Genomic DNA, 19,362 nt, shown 5'->3' on the forward strand with positions numbered 1-19,362 from the left:
AAATTTACTTACTATCTAGTTTTGAATGTATAATCGTATATTATATATTTTGGATGCGATGAGCCGCATTGAGATCTCAGGTTTGAGGTCTTTTTTTTATGCTTTTTATAAGAGAAATTGATATAGTTCATAAGATACATATAAAACATTACATACTGTTTTAAATAGGTATATAGAAAGCATTTTTAATCAGCATTAGTTAAAGACTCATTCAATAAACGAGAATTTAGCTTAAGATGTGTAAGTGGAGAAGCTGTGCGGAAAATTAATAGGCATATGTATATAAAGAAAAAGCAGGAGAAACCATAAGTCATTTTAGAATTATGGCATCTCCTGCTTTTTAGATTAAATCAATAATGAATACAACATTTTGTTTTCATTAATATAGATATTTGATGGATCAAACTCATGTACTTTTTCTTTCAAACGCGTTAAGTCATCATGGTTATTTAATTGAATACCTATGATAACTGTACCTGTGTTTTGAGAAGATTTTTTCAAGTACTCGAATTTAGTGATATCATCATTTGGTCCTAATACTTCATTTACGAACTCTCTTAACGCACCAGGACGTTGAGGGAAGTTGAAAATGAAGTAGTGTTTCATTTCTTCATATAAAAGTGAGCGTTCTTCGATTTCTTTCATACGGTTGATATCGTTGTTACCACCGCTGATAATACAAACTACTGTTTTGCCTTTGATTTGATCACGATATTGTTCTAGAGCTGAGACGCTTAATGCACCTGCAGGTTCTGCGACAATGGCTTGTTTAGAATACATATCTAAGATTGTAGAACATACAGCACCTTCATCGATTTGAAGATAATCATCAACGACTTTTTTCGCAATTTCAAATGTAATTTTGCCGACTTGTGCAACAGATGCACCGTCTACAAACTTATCAATTTCTGGTAATTTCACTCTGTGATGTTCTAAGACAACTGAAGTATACATACTTGCAGCCCCTTTAGGTTCAACACCTACAATTTTTGTTTGAGGCGACTTCTCTTTAAAGTAAGTACCTACACCAGAAATTAATCCGCCGCCACCAATTGCGGCAAATAGATAATCTACATCGATATTGCTTTCTTGTGCTTCTTTTAAAATTTCCGCTGCGATTGTACCTTGACCTGCAATTGTATTGACATTATCAAATGGGTCAATAAAGTTCATCGCATGTTTTTCAGTATATTCTAAGGCTTCTTTTAAACAATCATCAAATGTATCACCAACCAAGATTACTTCAACATTTTCTCCACCAAAGAATTTAACTTGATTAATTTTTTGAAGGGGAGTTGTCACAGGCATAAAGATGACTGCTTTTAATCCTAATCGTTGTGCAGTAAATGCGACACCTTGTGCATGGTTGCCGGCACTCGCACATGTAATACCTTTTGCTTTTTCGCTTTCGCTCAATACTTGAATTGCGTTATAAGCACCTCTTAGTTTAAAAGAACGCACCCATTGCAGATCCTCTCTTTTTAAATATACATTACAGTCATACTTTAAAGATAAATAATGATCTTTCTCTAAAGGCGTTTCTTTGACAATCGGCTGTAATGATAAAAAAGCCTCTTCTATGTCTTTAGCTGATACAGCAGTTTGTACAGTCATTTCGCTCACTCCTTAATTGTGTTGGTATTTCTGTTCGTATTGTTCAATTTGGTCTTCGTATGCCAATGTGACGGCAATATCATCTAGTCCTTGAACAAGTTTGTTCTTCCAAGTTGAATCAATATCAAAATGTAATTCGCGATCAGGTGTTTTGATTACCTGATTCGGAAGGTCAATTTCGAGCTCTTTATATTTCGCAAGGAACTCGCGATCTTCTTTTTCTAGTGCGATAGGTAATAATGCATTTTTCGTGCAGTTCATGTAGAAAATATCACTGAAGCTGCCCGCAATAATAATATTGATGCCATAATCTTTTAATGCCCAAGCTGCGTGTTCACGACTAGAACCGCATCCAAAGTTATCACCTGTGATAAGAATTGAAGCACCTTTATATTGAGGTTGGTTTAATTCGAATTCAGGGTTATCTGAACCATCTTCTAGATAACGCCACTCATCAAAGGCGTAAGGACCAAGTCCTGTTTTAGAAACGCCTTTAAGATGGACTTTTGGGATAATTTGGTCTGTATCAATATTATCGTGAAATAAAATAGCAGTTTTACCTGTATATTGTGTAATCGGTTCGATTTTAAGCATGTTCAAGCGCCTCCCATTTTCTAACGTCTACGAAGCGTCCTTCAATCGCAGCAGCTGCTGCCATAGCAGGGGATACAAGATGTGTTCTTGCACCTTTACCTTGACGACCTTCGAAGTTACGGTTGCTGGTAGAAGCACAGTGAACACCAGCTGGCACTTGGTCAGGGTTCATACCGAGACACATTGAGCAGCCAGGTTCACGCCATTCAAAGCCTGCATCTTTAAAGATTTTATCAAGTCCTAATGCTTCAGCTTGATGTTTAACACTTCTTGAACCAGGTACAACAATTGCTGTGATATTAGGATGTACTTTATGTCCTTTAACAAATTTGCTTGCTTCTTGTAAGTCAGAAAGGCGCGCATTTGTACAAGAGCCTAAGAATACATAACCAAGTTCAATATCTTCAGCTTTTTCACCCGGTTTTAAATCCATGTAGTGATAAGCACGTTCGTCATTGACGTTTTGAATTTCTGGGAAAGGTGTATTGAAGCTTACACCCATTTCAGGACTAGTACCCCAAGTTACTTGTGGTTCTAGGTCAGATACATCTAACTCAATCACACGATCAAATTGTGCATCCTTATCACTATAAAGTGATTGCCAATATTCTGCAGTTTCCTCATCAATATCAGCGTAAGGACGACCTTTGACATATTCTAGTGTTGTTTCATCTGGTTCAACTAAACCATATTTTGCGCCGGCTTCAATCGCCATATTACAGATTGTCATTCTCGCATCCATTGATAGATTACGAATTGTAGAACCTGCAAATTCAAGCGCATAACCTGTACCGAAATCTACACCATATTGATTGATGAGGTGTAAGATAATATCTTTCGCATATACACCTTTAGGCAACTCACCATTAATATCAATTAAAAGATTCTTCGGTTTAGTTTGCCATAATGTTTGTGTCGCAAAAACATGTTCAACTTCACTCGTTCCGATACCGAAAGCAATGGCACCGAAAGCACCGTGTGTTGCTGTGTGAGAGTCACCGCAAACAATGGTTTTACCAGGTTGCGTTAATCCCATTTCTGGTCCAACCATATGTACGATACCTTGTTCTTCAGTACCATTATCAAACAGTCGAACTCCAAACTCTGCACAGTTCTTTTGAAGCGTCTTGATTTGTGTTGCTGCAATTTCATCTTTGATGTTGAAAATATCTTCTGTCGGTACGTTATGATCAATTGTCGCAAACGTTAAATCCGGACGTCTCAGTGGTCTGTGTTGAATTCTTAATCCTTCAAAGGCTTGAGGTGATGTCACTTCATGGATTAAATGCAAGTCAATGTATAATAATTGCGGTTCACCTGCATTTTCTGTGAGAACATGTCTATTCCATATTTTATCGAACAAAGTTTGTCCCATTTCAATCACCATCCTTTAAAGTTGTTGTAAAATTTTCTCGAAGATTTCTGAAGTATGTGCTTTTCCGCCTAAATCAGGTGTAGTAAAGCCTTCTTTCAGTAAACCATAAACAATCTTTTCTAATTCTTCTGCCGCTTCTGCTTGATTAAATGTTTCTCTGAAACACATTGCTAATGAAAGCACCATACCTGTCGGATTCGCAATATCTTGACCCGCAATGTCAGGTGCTGATCCATGAATTGGTTCATAAAGTTTTGTACCTTTTTGTCCATAGCTGACAGAAGGGGATACACCTAATGAACCTGGAATGACAGAAGCTTCATCGCTTAAAATATCACCGAATAAGTTTTCAGTTACAATTACATCAAATTGTGTTGGACGCGTAATCAAATGCATACTGCATGCATCAACAAGTAGATGTTCTACTTCCACATCAGGATATGAAGCAGATACTTCATCAACTGTTTTACGCCATAATTTACTTGATGCTAATACATTTTCTTTGTCCACTGAAGTTAATTTCTTACGTCTTGATTGTGCAAGTTTGAACGCTGCGTGTGCAATACGTTCAACTTCTGCTTTAGTATATGTTAATGAATCAATTGCATGATCTTCAGCTAATTCTTTCGGTTCACCGAAGTATAAACCGCCTGTTAATTCTCTGACAATCACTAAATCAGTACCTTGTACACGTTCTGCTTTAAGAGGAGAGAATTCAGTCGCGCCTTCAACTACAGCAGTAGGGCGGATATTTGCGAATAACTCTAAGTTCTTTCTTAAAGCAAGTAAGCCAGCTTCAGGTCGTTTTGGGCTGTTTGTCCATTTTGGACCGCCGATTGCACCTAAAAGGATCGCATCAGATTGTTTACAAGCTTCAAGCGTAGATGATGGAAGCGGGTCGCCATAGTTATCTATAGCGGCCCCTCCAAAATCATAAGTTTCTAATTCATAATCAATGTTATATTTTCCACTTAATTTTTCTAATATTTTCAAAGTACCTTCAAGTATTTCTGGAGCTATACCATCGCCTGGGAGGGCAGTGATTTTATAACTCATGCGTTCACCTCATTATTAACTGATGCATCAGCAATATGATTAGAATAAGCTTCCACATAAGCTTTACATGAAGCAAGCAATACGTCATGGTCGATACCGATACCGTAGTAAGAGCGTCCATCAATGCTAAGTTCAACGTTAACTTGTGCTTGTGCATCTGAACCTTCAGTTACTGAAGAAATTTGATAGTTCAACAATTCAGATTCAGCATCGAAGATTAAGTCTACTGCATTGTATACTGCAAGAATAGAACCTGTTCCTGTTGCTGCTGATTGATATTGTTTGCCGTCATTATCACGAAGTTGAACGACTGCACTTTGTACACCTTCAGCCACAAATTGTAGTTGAAGATTTTCAACATGATAAGCAGCATTTGTTTCATGGTAATGACCTTGAACAAGGGCATGTACGTCATAATCAGAAACATTTTTCTTTTTATCGGCAATAGATTTGAACTGTTTGAACAATTCAACTTGTTTTTCTGGACTGATTTCGTAGCCAAGTTGTTTTAACTTTTCAGCGAAAGCATGTTTACCAGACAATTTACCAAGAGGCAATTCAGATGTTTGGATACCCACTAATTGTGGCGTCATGATTTCGTATGTTTCACGGTTTTTCAAGAAGCCGTCTTGGTGGATACCTGATTCATGACTGAATGCGTTTTGACCGATAACAGCTTTATTTCGAGGTACTGGAATACCAGCGAAACGAGAAATTAAATCAGAAGTTTCTTTAGTACGTCCAAGCTCAAGTCTTGTTTCAATACCATAGTGATCTTTACGTACGTATAAACCAAGCGCAACTTCTTCAAGTGCAGTATTACCAGCACGTTCACCGATACCGTTAATTGTACCTTCAACACGTTTTGCACCATTTTCGATGGCAGCCATGCTGTTTGCAACAGCTAAGCCTAGGTCATCGTGGCAGTGTGCACTATAGATAATTTCTTGATCAGATTTAACATTTTCAAGCAATACTTTAAAGATATTTCCGAATTCAGTTGGATAGCTATAACCTACTGTATCAGGAATGTTGATAATTGTTGCACCTGCGTCTACAGCTGTTTGCACACTTTTGATTAAGAAATCTAAATCAGTACGTGTTGCATCTTCGGGTGAGAATTGTACAACATCGAATAAAGATTTGCCATAAGCAACATTTTCAGTAATTTGCTCTAGCACTTCTTCTTGAGTCATTTTCAATTTATGCTCTAAATGAATAGGGCTAGTAGCGATAAATACATGTAATTGCGGATATTTTGCTTCTTTAGTTGCTTCGTACACAGCATCGATGTCGCTTTTCTTACATCTTGCTAAGCCTACTACAGCAGTTTTAGTTAAAGCTTGTGAAATAGCTTGAACTGATTTAAAGCTACCTTCACTAGAAGCAGGGAATCCAGCTTCAATTACATCGACACCCCATTTTTCAAGTTGCTTTGCGATAGTCAGTCTTTCATCAAAGGAAAAACTGACTCCGGGCGTTTGTTCACCGTCTCTTAGTGTTGTATCAAAAATTTGAATATGACTCATAAATAATCAACCTCCTGATTTAGTATTATTCTTCAATAGTTTTATTTTCAACGAATGGCATCATTTCACGAAGTTTTTTACCAACTTCTTGGATTTGGTGACCTTGTGCTGCTTTACGTAGTTTGTAGAATTCTTCGAATCCATTTTCATTATCTTTAATGAAGTTGTTAGCGAATGTACCGTTTTGGATATCAGTTAATACAGCTTTCATGTTTTCTTTAACGTCTGGTGTGATAACACGTGGACCTGAAACATAGTCACCGTATTCAGCAGTGTTTGAAATTGAATAACGCATAGTTTCCATACCGCCTTCGTACATTAAGTCAGCGATCAATTTCATTTCATGTAATACTTCGAAGTAAGCAAGTTCAGGTTGGTAACCAGCTTCAACTAATGTTTCGAAACCGTTTTGGATTAATTGAGTAACACCACCGCAAAGTACTGCTTGTTCACCGAATAAGTCTGTTTCAGTTTCTTCTTTGAATGTAGTTTCAATGACACCAGCTTTAGTTGCGCCGATACCTTTTGCATAGCTTAATGCGATGTCAAAAGCGTTACTAGTTGCATCTTGGCCTACACCAAATAATGCAGGAACTGAGCTGCCTTCAGTGAATGTACGTCTTACAAGGTGACCAGGGCCTTTAGGAGCTACTAAGAATACATCTACGTCACTTGGTGGTTTGATTACATCGAAGTGGATGTTGAAACCATGTGCAAATGCTAATGCATTACCAGCTTCTAGATTAGGAGCGATTTCTTCGTCGTATACTTTACCTTGGATTTCATCTGGTAATAATACCATGATTACGTCTGCTTGTTTTACTGCTTCTCCAACTGGATATACATCGAATCCATCTTTTTTAGCTCTGTCGAAAGAATGTCCTGGGCGGATACCGATTATAACGTCATAGCCGTTGTCTTTAAGGTTTTTAGCATGTGCGTGACCTTGAGAACCGTAGCCTAATACCGCGATTTTTTTACCTTCTAAAGCGTCTTTTTTCACTGATTCGTCATAATAAACTGTTGTCATAATAAATTCCTCCAAAAATTTGTTTTATTTTAAATTCTCAACTTTGTGAAAATTCAAATTATAATAATGCTGCAGTTCCTGTTCTAGAAACTTGTTCAATCTGTTGTGATGATAGTGCATGTAATACATCATCAAGTGCTTGTTGTGTGCCTGATGCCTGTAAATAAGTATGACCATCTTCTTCTTTTAATACTGAAACTAGCGCATCACTGTGATTGATCAAGTTGTCTAATTCTGTTTTATCTGCAGGTGTTGCAATTTTAGCAAGTAATAATTCCACACTGTAGACGTTGTTATCTGTGATATTTTCTACAGAAAGTACATTAATTTGTTTTTCTAAATGGAGCATGAGTGATTGTACTTTTGATGCTTCATCTAACTCAGCTACGAATGTCATATCAGAAATACCAGGTTGAATACTTGGTGTAACACAAAGTGTTACGATATTAAACTGACGTCTTAAAAAGGTACTTGTCAGTCGGTTTAATGTACCAGATTTATCTAATACTTGCGTCTTGAATGTATATCTCATAGGACACCCTCCATTTCGTTGTTCGCTTTACCGCTTGGTACCATCGGTAAAACTGGTTCTTTAGGTGAGATTCTTACTTCGATTAAAGCAGGGCCTTTGTGTGCAAATGCTACTTCTAAATCTGCTTCAAGTGTTTTAGGATCATCTACTAAGAATGCTTTCACACCATATGCTTCTGATATTTGTTGGAAATCTGGTTGGCCATTGAATACTGAATGAGAGAAACGTTGTTTAAAGAATTTATCTTGCCATTGTTTAACCATTCCTAATGTACCGTTATTGATAAGTACGATTTTGATATCTAAACCATACTCATTTAAGATTGCCATTTCTTGGTTGGTCATTTGGAAACCGCCATCTCCAACGAAACAAACAACTGTTTTATCAGGTTGTGCTAATTTAGCACCGATAGCAGAAGGGATGCCGAAGCCCATTGTTCCAAGACCACCGCTTGTTACTAATTGATTATCATGTTTGAATGGATAGAATTGTGCTGCCCACATTTGGTGTTGGCCGACATCTGTTGTAACTAGCGCTTCTCCATTTGTAATTTTACCGATATACTCGATGGCTTGTTGAGGTTTGATAAATACATCTGCTTCTTCATCTGTATATGCAAATGGATGAGATTTCTGATTATTCACACAATAGTCAACCCAGTCTTTATGTTGGTCGTAAGTATTAGTTTCTGTAAGCAATGCTTCAAGCATCAATTTACAGTCAGCTACTACGCCCAAATCTGTTTTGATGATTTTATTGATTTCAGAAGGATCGATGTCTACATGAACAACCTTAGCGTTTTCTGCAAATTTATCTGGGTTACTTGCAAGGCGGTCGTCGAAGCGGCTGCCAAAGTTGATAAGCAAGTCGCAATCAGAAAGTGCCATGTTGCTTGCGTAAGATCCATGCATACCGCCCATACCTAAGAATAGGGGATTGCTGTAAGGAATTGTGCCTAACCCATGTAAAGTTGTGACTACTGGAATTTGATGGCGTTCAGCAAATGTAGTCAGAAGTGGACCTGATTCTGAATGTCTCACGCCTGCACCAGCTAAAATGACTGGTTTCTTCGCTGATTTCAACCATTCTAGTACAGTTTGTACATCTTGAGGGTTCGGTGCATCAGCTAAACGATATCCTGGTAAATCAAGCTCGTCACATACATCAACATCAGATTGTAGAATGCCGACATCTTTAGGGAAGTCGATGACTACTGGGCCTTTACGACCTGTATTTGCAATGTGAAACGCTTGATGTACCACTTCAGGAATTTCGTCTGGATGTTTAACTTGGAAGTTGTGTTTAGTGATAGGTGTTGTCATTGAAAGTAAATCCGCTTCTTGGAATGCATCTTTACCAATACCTGGTGTTGCAACTTGTCCTGTAAATACTACAAGTGGCAATGAATCACTAAATGCGTCTGCGATACCTGTAATAACGTTTGTTGCTCCTGGACCGCTGGTAACTACAACTACGCCAGGTTTGCCAGAAACTCTGGCATAACCTTCCGCAGCGTGTACAGCACCTTGTTCGTGTCGTGCTAAGATATGTTTGATTTTACCATCGTAAAATGTATCATAGAGCGGTAGCACGGCACCTCCCGGATAACCGAAAAGCAACTCTGTGCCTTCTTTCAACAGTGCTTCTACCAACAATTCCGAACCGCTTCTACTCGTTTTCGTGGCTGCTTGTGTACTGTTTGCTTCTTCATTATGTTTAGTCATTTGTGGGTTAGACATAAAGCATCACTCCTCAATTAGATATTCTGGTACTCTCATAACACCGCCCGTATTTGCACTTGTAACAAGTGCTGTATAACGTGCTAAGTAACCTGTTTTCACTTTGGCTTTAAATGGTTTGACTTCTGTTTTACGTTTGTTCATTTCTTCTTCTGAAACATCTACATCTAATGTTCTGTTTGTTAAGTCGATGACGATTTCATCACCGTCACGAATTAATCCGATTGGTCCGCCTGATGCTGCTTCAGGTGAAATGTGTCCGACTGCGATACCTCTTGTTGCTCCTGAGAATCTTCCGTCAGTGATTAATGCAACATCTTTACCTAAGCCGCGACCTACGATAGATGAAGTAGGGGCTAACATCTCAGGCATTCCTGGTCCGCCTTTAGGGCCTTCATAACGAATAACTACAACGTGACCTTCACGTACAGTGTGGTTATCAATTGCTTCAACAGCTTCATCATGAGAGTCGAAACAAATGGCTTTTCCTTTAAAGACTTTGATTTCAGGATCTACACCGCCGACTTTGATAACTGCACCATTTGGAGCTAAGTTACCATATAAGATTGAAAGGCCACCTTCTTTATCGTACGGATTATCAAGTGGATGGATGACATCTGTGTTTTTGATTTCTTTGCCTTGGTTGTTTTCGCGAAGTGTTTTACCTGTAACAGTCACTCTGTCAGGGTGCAATGTACCTTCTTTTTTCATTAATTCATTGATGATAGCAGGAACACCGCCGGCTTCATGAACATCGTGCATAGAATAAGAAGAACTTGGTGCGATTTTAGATAAATAAGGTGTACGTTTAGCAATTTCATTGATACGGCTTAAGTCATAATCAACACCCGCTTCATTTGCGATTGCAAGTGTGTGAAGTACTGTGTTTGTTGAACCGCCCATCGCCATATCTAATGCGAATGCATCATCTAATGCTTCTTTTGTAACGATATCACGTGGTTTCAAATCATTTTTAATATTGTCTACTAATTGGAAAGCGGCTTGTCGAATCATTTCTCGACGTTGGTCTGATACGGCTAATGCTGTACCATTATATGGAAGTGCTAGTCCTAATACTTCCATTAAACAGTTCATTGAGTTTGCTGTGAACATACCTGCGCAAGAACCGCAAGTAGGACAAGCATTTTGTTCCATATCTAAAAATTCTTCTTTTGTCATTGAACAGCCTTTAAAGGCACCAACTGCTTCGAACATAGATGAAAGAGTTAAGGCTTTACCTGTTGTAGATAAACCAGCTTTCATCGGTCCGCCTGAACAGAAGATAGCAGGTACGTTTGTTCTAACTGCTGCCATTAACATTCCTGGTGTGATTTTGTCACAGTTAGGAATGTAGAAGACGCCGTCGAACCAATGTGCATTGATAACTGTTTCAGCTGCATCTGCGATGATTTCACGAGATGGTAATGAATAACGCATTCCAATGTGTCCCATTGCGATACCATCGTCAACACCGATTGTGTTGAATTCAAATGGAATTGCGCCTGCTTCTCGGATAGCTTCTTTTGCAATATCTGCTAATTCTCTTAAGTGAACATGTCCTGGAACGATATCGATATAAGAGTTACAAATCGCTACGAATGGTTTGTTCATATCTGTTGGATCTTTGATTTGTCCTGTGGCATGAAGTAAACTTCTGGCCGGAGCCTGTTGGTCTCCTTTTTTGATTGTGTCGCTTCTCAATATAATTCCCCCCGAAGATTCAAATAAAAAAACGTCCCAATAATTATTGGGACGTCAATGGAAGTCCCATTCAATCGGAAATAGGACTTAAACATTTAGTAATGGTTTTTACTAAAGTTCGAGTCCTAGCAAATTAATAAAATGACTAAAATATTTGTTGTTGTCGGTAGAGTATTTGCTTGTGTTCTGTTAGTCATTTCAATTTGCTCCTTTCGAATGGTTTTATGAATAAATTTGAATTGTCTAAAAATTTGATAAACTTAATTTACTACATGTCCAGAGGGATGTCAACCGGATTTCTGAAAATTTTTTAATTTCATACATGAAAACGTTTTTAATAATTACATATTTCATTTTTAAAGCAAACAATCATTATAGTCAAAAGCAGTTGCATGCCATGTTACAATATAGAAGACGAAATTTCTGTACGCATACAGAATAGAAAATAGGAGACTTGAAAATGATAACAATCAACAATATTGATCAAATGAATCAATTTGCTGAAATACTGACAAAGCATTTACAACCCAAAGATCTAATTTTATTAAATGGTAATTTAGGTGCAGGAAAGACAACATTAAGTCAATTCATCGGTAAGCATTTAGGAGTGAAACGTACAATTAATTCTCCAACCTTCAATATTATTAAATCTTATAAAGGAACGAACATGAAATTTCATCATATGGATTGCTATCGCTTAGAAGATTCTGATGAAGACTTAGGGTTCGATGAATATTTTGATGATCATGCAGTAACCGTTATTGAATGGAGTACATTTATTCAAGACTTATTGCCAGATAATCATTTAACGATTAATCTTACTGCAGTAGATGAAAATAAAAGAGAAATTACAATAGAAGCACAAGGTGCGCATTATGCACAACTGAAGGAGGACGTCACACGTGATTTACTTGCTGCTGGATACATCCAATAAGCCTATGTCGCTTGCAGTGATGCAAGATGAAAATATATTAGTAGAACATACCACAAATATTAAACGTAATCATTCTGTTCAACTGATGCCGGCGATTCAAAAAATCATTGAAGAAGCAGGTATCACTAAAAGAGATATTAATGCAATTATCGTTGCTAAAGGTCCTGGTTCATACACTGGATTAAGAATTGGTGTTACGACTGCTAAAACGTTAGCTTATGCATTAAATACAGAGTTATATGGCGTTTCATCTTTAGAAGCCTTAGCTGCAACTCTACCTGATACACAGACTGAACAGTTAATTGTTCCCGTGTTTGATGCAAGACGAGAAGCGGTTTATACAGGTATTTATCAATACCAAGAAGGTCAACTTGTTAACTTATTAGAAGACCAATATATGTTGATTACAGATTTAAATGATTATCTGAATCAACAACAACAGCCACACGTTTTTGTCGGTCATGATTTAGAAAATATTACTGAGTTGCTAAATGGACCGATAATTCATCAACTTCCTAAAGCCAGCGTGATGCAAAGTCTAATTACGCAACCAGAAAATATCCATACCTTTAAACCAGACTATCTTAAACTTTCTGAGGCAGAACGCAATTGGTTAAAAACGCAACAGAATTAAATGGCTTGAATATACGATTGATGACTGTAGAGGATGTGCCGAAGGTCTTTGATTTAGAACGCTTGTGTTTTAATGATAGCTCTTGGACTATTGATGCTTTTTATCATGAAGTCGAACGTAATCAATTTGCACGTTATTTTGTGATGGAATATGAGCAAGAGATTATTGGTTATATCGGTATATGGACCGTCATTGATCAAGCACAAATTACGACAGTTGCGGTAACTGAAAAGATGCGCGGGTATGGATTAGGAAAGTTAATTGTGGAGTATGCGATGAATTTCGCTAGACAAACATGTGAGGTTATGAGTTTAGAAGTACGTATTGAAAACAGCATTGCGCGTCGTGTTTATGAATCATTAGGATTCAATTACGGCGGCAAACGAAAAAATTATTATGGAGAAGGCGAGGATGCACTCGTAATGTGGGTGGATTTATAATGGAAAAAGATATATTAATTTTGGCAATAGAATCAAGCTGTGATGAAACAAGTGCCAGTGTGATTAAAAATGGCAAAGAAATCTTAAGCAATACTGTGCTAAGCCAAATTGAAAGTCATAAACGTTTCGGCGGCGTGGTCCCTGAAGTAGCGAGCCGTCATCATGTGGAAGGTATCACACAAACGATAGATGAGGCCTTAACAACAGCACATACAGATATGGAAGCAATAGATGCGGTTGCGGTGACAGAAGGTCCAGGTTTAATCGGTGCACTTTTAATCGGAGTCAATGCAGCAAAAGCATTAGCATATGCATATGATAAACCATTAATCCCGGTGCATCATATTGCAGGTCATATCTATGCGAATAATTTAGAAGAACCATTCGAGTTTCCGTTGATGGCACTGATAGTATCAGGTGGTCATACGGAGTTAGTTTATATGAAAGACCATTTAAACTTTGAAGTTATCGGTGAAACAAGAGACGATGCAGTCGGTGAAGCTTATGATAAAGTGGCACGTACAATCGGCTTGCCGTATCCCGGCGGACCGAAAGTCGATCAACTCGCAACAGAAGGGGAAGATGTCTACGACTTCCCACGTGTATGGCTAGAACCGGATAGTTTTGATTTTAGCTTCAGTGGTTTAAAAAGTGCAGTTATCAATAAGCTGCATAACTTGAAACAAAAGAATGAAGAAATTATTCCTGAAAATGTTGCGGCAAGTTTCCAAAATAGTGTCGTTGAAGTTTTAGTACACAAGGCGATTAAAGCATGTGAAACGTATCAAGTGAATCAGTTAATAGTCGCAGGTGGTGTCGCAAGCAACAAAGGTTTACGAAAAGCACTTAAAGAAGCATGTGCAGAACATCAGATTAAATTATCAATTCCAAGTCCGAAGTTATGTACTGACAATGCGGCGATGATTGGTGCAGCAGGTCATTATTTATATGAAGCTGGATTAAAAGCTGATTTAGATTTAAATGGTAAAAGCAGTATTGATATTGAAGAATTTTCAGTAGAATAATTGAATAAAAAGAAATATTGATAAAAGAAAAAGTAGAGAAGCGGTTATTTTGCTTCTCTACTTTTTTGTATTTTTTAATGCATTTTGATAAACAGCATCAGGAAAGTGCATTAAGCGTAATAATTCAATTGCATTACGAGTATCTGCTTTACCTGGTTTGATTTTATAGTCAAAATAAATTTCATCATCTTTAATCGTTTCATTAAAATGATAATTCGCAAAATCCTGTTCAAGTAGTTGTGATAATTCAATATCATGCGTTGCCGCAATGATTCTGTATTCGGGGTGTTCTGCAAGGTAATTTAAAACTGATTCAGAAGCAGCAATGCGCTCTGTTGTATTCGTTCCCTTAAATATTTCATCGATAAAGCAATAACAATAAGTGTTTGTTTGATCCATTAAGCGTAAGATAGATTTCAATTCTGCGATGAAGTAACTATCTCCGCTCAGTACATCATCTTGATTTGCCATAGAAGTTAAAATCATACCAGGCTTATATTTGAATTGAGTCGCTAATGCTGTATCAACAGTTTGCGCTAATACTAAATTGAGTGCTACAGCTTTCATGAACGTCGATTTACCTGATGCGTTCGAACCTGTCAGTAAGATGTTTCGCTGAATGTTTAAATCATTTGGGACAGGTGTCTCAAGTAAAGGGTGAACCAACGCGTTGAATTCTAATTCAGGTTGTTGTGTGACTTCAGGATGTGTATATGATTCTAAAGTTTCCTGCCATAAAGCAATCGCATAATGATTGTCAATTTCACTGACATAGTCATAACAAGCCATCAGTTCATCTTGATGCTTAGTAAAGGTATTTTGAACTGAATTGAAAATAACATAATCTAACATGAAAGCGAGTTTAATAAATTCTGCCATCGCACCGCCTTCGTTATCAGGTGAAACTTTACCTAGTAGGGGACTGAATCGTTTGGCTTTCGTGAAATGTTTGAAATTCACATCAAGTTCAGGTGCTTGTTCAAGTTGATGAATACGTTCAACTTTTTTAATGACATTAACAGAATAAAAGGTTGCGTTGATATATTCAGAGTAGTGTTTGGATAATTTACCGCTTAGAAAGATATTCAACACAATCGTAAAGAGTAATATTAATAAGCCTGGGCCCTTCAGAATAGGTACAAGTATCAAACCTATAACAGGAAGCAAAGGACATAGATAATAAATATTTTGCATTTTAATCGGTTTGATTTGATCCGGAAACATTGGGTAAATTGTTTTGCCAATTTGTGATAAATGTACAGACACACTTTGACGAAATGTTTTATGATTTTTGAACTTGTTAATCAAACTTTGGTTGTTAACTTTAAACATGCCTCGAAGTGTTGCGTATAAGTGCATTTCACCAATTGCGGTGAAATTATAATTGAGTTGTTGAAACACGTCGTCTAAATTTAAATCGGACCATGTTTTATCATCGAGTGTATGTTCATATTGCTGATGATATGTATCATATTGATAGCGATAATGTTGATTGGGACGTATGAAGCTTTCAGATTTAGCGCGTGCATCCCATAATGAACGTATACGTTGTGCAGCGCGGTATTTTTGGTAGTAAGTGAGTATGATGTAAAGCGCTGTAATCACTAGCCACATGAAGATTAAAAATAAGAAAATATTAAGTACACTATCCATGAATAATACCTCTCTATTTATATGAATTATTTATAGTATCTCATAATAATGAGCAGTCGCCAATTTTGATTGAGTTGTTGTTTTGTCAATAGCGAACATGCGTACTTATCAACAATAAGTGAATAACTTGTGGATAAGTGTGGGTAAATAGGTGAATAACTGTGGAAAGTGATGTGAATAGTCTTTAAAATGGTGTCTTTTTACCTGTGGATAAAGTGGATAACTCTGTGGATAGTTGATGTTAAGGGATTTTTAATGTTGATAATTTTGTTAAGGAATTGTAATAAAAGAGGACTAAAAATGAAGTGTTCATTTCTAGTCCTCGGTAACCTTTATGGTTTATATTATTTTTTCTTGTAATTCTTCCCACGTTTCCATAACTTGTTCGAGTTGGTGTTCGATAGTGTCTTTTTCTTCAGCTAACTGTGCAGCTTTTTCTGGATCATTAAATACTTCTGGTTGTGTTAATTGATGATCGATGGTTTCGATTTGTTGTTCGAACTTTTCAATTTCTGCTTCACAGTTTTCAATTTGGCGTTCTAGCTGACGTAGTTCTCTACGCTGTGCTTTTTGATTTTCGTATGAATTCGTATTTTCTTCAGTCGAGATTTGTGCTGCTTGTTGTGCTTCATTTTTTGCGGCAATCGCGGCTTTCTCTTCAGTTTTATCTAAATAATATTGATAATTGCCTGCGTAAACAGTACCGCCATCTGGTTGCATATCGAAAACTTTATTTGCCAGTTGATTAATAAAGTAACGGTCATGTGAAACGAAGATTAAAGTACCTTCAAAATCTTGAAGTGCTTGTTCTAACATTTCTTTAGAATCGATATCTAAGTGGTTGGTAGGCTCGTCAAGAATTAAGACATTATTACGTTCTAACATCAATAATGCCAATTGTAAGCGGGCTTTTTCACCACCTGATAAATCATTGATGATTTTTTTAACATCATCTTGAACAAATAAGAAACGACCTAATACTGCACGTACATCTTTTTCTGGCATGGTAGGGTATTGGTCCCATACATAGTCTAAAATGGTTTTATTAGATTTGAATTCTGCTTGTTTTTGATCGTAGTAACCGACACGTAAATTTGCGCCATGAATAATTTCGCCGCCTAATTTAGGAATACGGTTGGCTACAGTTTTAATGAATGTTGATTTTCCGATACCGTTCGGTCCAATGACTGCTAAATGATTTCCTTTAGTGATTTCCATTGTGATAGGTGCAATCACAGGCTCTGCATAACCGATTTCTAAGTTTCTAATATGGTATACGTCATTACCTGTATTACGATCAAAATCGAATTGGATATTAGCGCTGCGAGCATCTAACATCGGTTTATCGATACGTTCAATTTTTTCTAAAACTTTTCGACGACTTTTAGCCATACCGCTTGTTGATGCACGTGTGATATTTTTTTCGACAAATGTTTCTAGTCGTTTAATTTCAGCTTGTTGACGTTCGTATTCTTGCATGCGTTTTTGATAATATTGATCACGTTGTGTGATGAATTTACTATAGTTGCCGACATAGTGTTGAACTGCACCGAGTGCGACATCGTAGATTTGGTTGACCGTTTTATCTAAGAAGAAGCGGTCGTGACTGATAATAACGATAGCACCTTTAAAGTAATTCAAATAATCTTCGAGCCATTGTGTTGTTTCCATATCTAAATGGTTGGTCGGCTCATCAAGTAATAATAAATCAGGTTCACTCAATAACATTTGTGCGAGTGACAAACGTGTTTTTTGACCACCGCTGAAATCATTTACTGAACGATTGAAATCTTCTTCGTTAAAATCTAATCCGTGTAAGACCGTTTTAATCTTGCTTTCAAATTGATACCCCTCTAAGCGTTCAAATTGGTTAGACAAAGCTTCATATCTTACCATATGGTCTTTGAAAGTCTCAGATTCATATTCATCAGCATGATTGGCTAACCAATTAGTTTCCGCCTGCATCTCTTGTTCCATTTGTTTAAGATACGCAAAAGGTTTAGACATCTCTTCCCATACGGTATGGTCAGTATCTAAGGTCATTTGTTGTGTTAAATAACCGACTTTTAAATTTTTGATTTTCGAGACATTGCCGCTATCATAACCATCCACACCAGCAATGATTTTCATTAATGTTGATTTGCCAGCGCCATTTCTGCCGACAATGCCTATTTTTTCATGACTCTTTACTTCAAAGTGGACATCACTAAAGATTTCTTCCCCGTCGAAGGATTTTGAGACATTGTTTAGTTGTAGTAATATCATTAAAATTTATACGAGATTTGTCTGTAAATATCTCGTAGTCCTCCTTCCTAAAAAGCGTCGCTTAGTTACTATTATAAGCGCAATTGACATGAATTCCTAACATATCACGCGAAATTAAAAGATTGAATATTTTATCAGAAATTTGTGTCAATACACATTTAATACAGACCATTAATTATGATTTGTTTTAAAAAAATGTGTTCAAAACAAAATTCTAATCGTATAATAGTTAGTACATTGCTGTAATTTACAAATGCAATTATGGATGTTTTAGTGTAATAAAGAGCGTATTCACTAAAATGTTGATAATACAGTCATTCCAATTTCTGAAATCATACGGTATACTTAAATAATAAAAAATGATTCCAGAAACAAGCTGAGTATTGTTGTACAGCATTATTAACTATGATAATACTATAATCTGCTAATAGTCGATAAAATGACTACTTTTCACAACTCCATGGCTAAATTAACATAACTTCATACGATTAAAAGTATAGTTTTATTATGGTTGAACTGAATAAAGTTTGGGATAGTAGTTAGAAAGATTTGGAGGAAAATAAATTGGCTAATCAAAACAATAAAATTCCTCGCGCGACTTTGAAACGATTACCCTTATATTACCGATTCGTGAATACCCTTCAAGAAAAAGGGATAGATAGAGTGAATTCTAAAACAATCAGTGAAGCATTGGATATTGATTCAGCTACCATCAGAAGAGATTTCTCATACTTTGGTGAGCTGGGTAAAAAAGGTTATGGTTACAATGTGGAGAGTTTATTAGAATTCTTTAAAGGCGAAATCAGCGAAAGTGATGTAATTCGTATTGGTTTAGTCGGCGTAGGGAACTTAGGGAAAGCATTGCTTTCATATAACTTCTCAATCCACGATGATATGGTGATTACAGAAGCGTTTGATATTGACGCGGATGTAGTCGGTACGCAAATTGGAAAAGTTGTAGTTAAAGACATGGATGCCATTCATGATATTTTGAAAAAAGGCAATTTAGATGTAGTGATTATCACAACACCTGGAAGAGCAGCACAAGAAGTTGCTGATCAACTTGTCGCTAGTAACATAAAAGGCATTTTAAACTTTACACCTTCACGTATCGATGTACCTGATAATGTATCAGTACATCATATTGATTTAGGGGTAGAATTACAGTCTTTACTCTTCTTTATGAATAATATGAATCGTAAATAAAGAAAAGGGGCTGGGACATAAATACAGTCCAAAAT

General features: G+C 36.8%; 16 protein-coding genes. 5 read left to right on the forward strand and 11 right to left on the reverse strand.

Annotated elements, in window-relative coordinates; all coding sequences use genetic code 11:
• Nucleotides 1–345: 345 nt before the first annotated feature.
• Genes ilvA through ilvD form a run of 9 tightly spaced genes read right to left on the reverse strand, consistent with a single transcriptional unit; the run spans nucleotide 346 to nucleotide 11,170 of the window.
• Nucleotides 346–1,614 (reverse strand): threonine ammonia-lyase IlvA, encoded by a 1,269-nt coding sequence (gene ilvA, locus HMPREF2937_RS03965; protein ID WP_057510853.1) that lies wholly within the window; start codon nucleotides 1,612–1,614, stop codon nucleotides 346–348.
• 12 nt (nucleotides 1,615–1,626) lie between these two features.
• A complete protein-coding gene (gene leuD, locus HMPREF2937_RS03970; protein ID WP_002481742.1) occupies nucleotides 1,627–2,208 on the reverse strand; it encodes a 3-isopropylmalate dehydratase small subunit in 582 nt (193 codons plus the stop codon).
• Complete coding sequence (leuC, locus tag HMPREF2937_RS03975) at nucleotides 2,201–3,583, reverse strand: 3-isopropylmalate dehydratase large subunit (RefSeq protein ID WP_070864078.1); 1,383 nt, start codon at nucleotides 3,581–3,583, stop codon at nucleotides 2,201–2,203. Before leuC ends, leuD begins: the two co-directional genes overlap by 8 nt.
• A 15-nt stretch (nucleotides 3,584–3,598) precedes the next feature.
• The gene (leuB, locus tag HMPREF2937_RS03980; RefSeq protein WP_070864079.1) at nucleotides 3,599–4,639 is read right to left on the reverse strand and encodes a 3-isopropylmalate dehydrogenase; all 1,041 of its coding nucleotides are present in this window, start codon (nucleotides 4,637–4,639) and stop codon (nucleotides 3,599–3,601) included.
• On the reverse strand, nucleotides 4,636–6,168 hold the full coding sequence (locus tag HMPREF2937_RS03985; protein ID WP_002481739.1) for a 2-isopropylmalate synthase: 1,533 nt from the start codon (nucleotides 6,166–6,168) through the stop codon (nucleotides 4,636–4,638). Before HMPREF2937_RS03985 ends, leuB begins: the two co-directional genes overlap by 4 nt.
• A gap of 25 nt (nucleotides 6,169–6,193) precedes the next feature.
• Nucleotides 6,194–7,198 (reverse strand): ketol-acid reductoisomerase, encoded by a 1,005-nt coding sequence (gene ilvC, locus HMPREF2937_RS03990; protein WP_070864080.1) that lies wholly within the window; start codon nucleotides 7,196–7,198, stop codon nucleotides 6,194–6,196.
• A 58-nt stretch (nucleotides 7,199–7,256) separates the two neighbouring features.
• Nucleotides 7,257–7,730, reverse strand: a complete 474-nt coding sequence (gene ilvN / locus HMPREF2937_RS03995; protein ID WP_002481737.1) for an acetolactate synthase small subunit — start codon at nucleotides 7,728–7,730, stop codon at nucleotides 7,257–7,259.
• Complete coding sequence (gene ilvB / locus HMPREF2937_RS04000) at nucleotides 7,727–9,454, reverse strand: biosynthetic-type acetolactate synthase large subunit (protein ID WP_070864086.1); 1,728 nt, start codon at nucleotides 9,452–9,454, stop codon at nucleotides 7,727–7,729. Before ilvB ends, ilvN begins: the two co-directional genes overlap by 4 nt.
• A 21-nt stretch (nucleotides 9,455–9,475) precedes the next feature.
• Nucleotides 9,476–11,170: a dihydroxy-acid dehydratase gene (gene ilvD, locus HMPREF2937_RS04005; protein ID WP_070864081.1), complete on the reverse strand. Its 1,695-nt coding sequence runs from the start codon at nucleotides 11,168–11,170 to the stop codon at nucleotides 9,476–9,478.
• A 460-nt stretch (nucleotides 11,171–11,630) separates the two neighbouring features.
• Between ilvD and tsaE the strand changes: the two genes are divergently transcribed.
• Genes tsaE through tsaD form a run of 4 tightly spaced genes read left to right on the forward strand, consistent with a single transcriptional unit; the run spans nucleotide 11,631 to nucleotide 14,203 of the window.
• A complete protein-coding gene (tsaE, locus tag HMPREF2937_RS04010; protein WP_023015916.1) occupies nucleotides 11,631–12,104 on the forward strand; it encodes a tRNA (adenosine(37)-N6)-threonylcarbamoyltransferase complex ATPase subunit type 1 TsaE in 474 nt (157 codons plus the stop codon).
• Nucleotides 12,073–12,738, forward strand: coding sequence for a tRNA (adenosine(37)-N6)-threonylcarbamoyltransferase complex dimerization subunit type 1 TsaB (gene tsaB / locus HMPREF2937_RS04015; RefSeq protein WP_002481732.1), 666 nt, complete (start codon nucleotides 12,073–12,075; stop codon nucleotides 12,736–12,738). The genes tsaE and tsaB overlap by 32 nt, the downstream gene beginning before the upstream one ends.
• Before the next feature lie 20 nt (nucleotides 12,739–12,758).
• The gene (rimI, locus tag HMPREF2937_RS04020) at nucleotides 12,759–13,178 is read left to right on the forward strand and encodes a ribosomal protein S18-alanine N-acetyltransferase (RefSeq protein ID WP_096754679.1); all 420 of its coding nucleotides are present in this window, start codon (nucleotides 12,759–12,761) and stop codon (nucleotides 13,176–13,178) included.
• Complete coding sequence (gene tsaD / locus HMPREF2937_RS04025; protein ID WP_070864082.1) at nucleotides 13,178–14,203, forward strand: tRNA (adenosine(37)-N6)-threonylcarbamoyltransferase complex transferase subunit TsaD; 1,026 nt, start codon at nucleotides 13,178–13,180, stop codon at nucleotides 14,201–14,203. Before rimI ends, tsaD begins: the two co-directional genes overlap by 1 nt.
• 57 nt (nucleotides 14,204–14,260) lie before the next feature.
• Here tsaD and HMPREF2937_RS04030 read toward each other — a convergent pair whose 3' ends face one another.
• Entirely contained in the window at nucleotides 14,261–15,856 is a 1,596-nt protein-coding gene (locus HMPREF2937_RS04030; RefSeq protein ID WP_070864083.1) for a MutS-related protein, read from the reverse strand.
• Between the two features lie 339 nt (nucleotides 15,857–16,195).
• Nucleotides 16,196–18,121: an ABC-F family ATP-binding cassette domain-containing protein gene (locus HMPREF2937_RS04035; protein ID WP_070864084.1), complete on the reverse strand. Its 1,926-nt coding sequence runs from the start codon at nucleotides 18,119–18,121 to the stop codon at nucleotides 16,196–16,198.
• A gap of 564 nt (nucleotides 18,122–18,685) precedes the next feature.
• Here HMPREF2937_RS04035 and HMPREF2937_RS04040 point away from each other — a divergent pair.
• Complete coding sequence (locus HMPREF2937_RS04040; protein ID WP_070864085.1) at nucleotides 18,686–19,327, forward strand: redox-sensing transcriptional repressor Rex; 642 nt, start codon at nucleotides 18,686–18,688, stop codon at nucleotides 19,325–19,327.
• The last annotated feature ends 35 nt before the right edge of the window (nucleotides 19,328–19,362 follow it).

Origin of the sequence: Staphylococcus sp. HMSC061G12 (genome assembly GCF_001838465.1) — a bacterium.
Classification (GTDB): Bacteria; Bacillota; Bacilli; order Staphylococcales; family Staphylococcaceae; genus Staphylococcus; species Staphylococcus simulans.

What these genes read in the sequence shown, in the direction of transcription:
- HMPREF2937_RS04035 (WP_070864084.1), bottom strand. Translation starts at nt 18,121, where the DNA reads ATGATATTACTACAACTAAACAATGTCTCAAAATCCTTCGACGGGGAA.
- leuB (WP_070864079.1), bottom strand. Translation starts at nt 4,639, where the DNA reads ATGAGTTATAAAATCACTGCCCTCCCAGGCGATGGTATAGCTCCAGAA.
- HMPREF2937_RS04030 (WP_070864083.1), bottom strand. Translation starts at nt 15,856, where the DNA reads ATGGATAGTGTACTTAATATTTTCTTATTTTTAATCTTCATGTGGCTA.
- ilvN (WP_002481737.1), bottom strand. Translation starts at nt 7,730, where the DNA reads ATGAGATATACATTCAAGACGCAAGTATTAGATAAATCTGGTACATTA.
- tsaD (WP_070864082.1), top strand. Translation starts at nt 13,178, where the DNA reads ATGGAAAAAGATATATTAATTTTGGCAATAGAATCAAGCTGTGATGAA.
- ilvA (WP_057510853.1), bottom strand. Translation starts at nt 1,614, where the DNA reads ATGACTGTACAAACTGCTGTATCAGCTAAAGACATAGAAGAGGCTTTT.
- HMPREF2937_RS03985 (WP_002481739.1), bottom strand. Translation starts at nt 6,168, where the DNA reads ATGAGTCATATTCAAATTTTTGATACAACACTAAGAGACGGTGAACAA.
- ilvB (WP_070864086.1), bottom strand. Translation starts at nt 9,454, where the DNA reads ATGACTAAACATAATGAAGAAGCAAACAGTACACAAGCAGCCACGAAA.
- tsaE (WP_023015916.1), top strand. Translation starts at nt 11,631, where the DNA reads ATGATAACAATCAACAATATTGATCAAATGAATCAATTTGCTGAAATA.
- leuC (WP_070864078.1), bottom strand. Translation starts at nt 3,583, where the DNA reads ATGGGACAAACTTTGTTCGATAAAATATGGAATAGACATGTTCTCACA.
- leuD (WP_002481742.1), bottom strand. Translation starts at nt 2,208, where the DNA reads ATGCTTAAAATCGAACCGATTACACAATATACAGGTAAAACTGCTATT.
- ilvC (WP_070864080.1), bottom strand. Translation starts at nt 7,198, where the DNA reads ATGACAACAGTTTATTATGACGAATCAGTGAAAAAAGACGCTTTAGAA.
- rimI (WP_096754679.1), top strand. Translation starts at nt 12,759, where the DNA reads ATGACTGTAGAGGATGTGCCGAAGGTCTTTGATTTAGAACGCTTGTGT.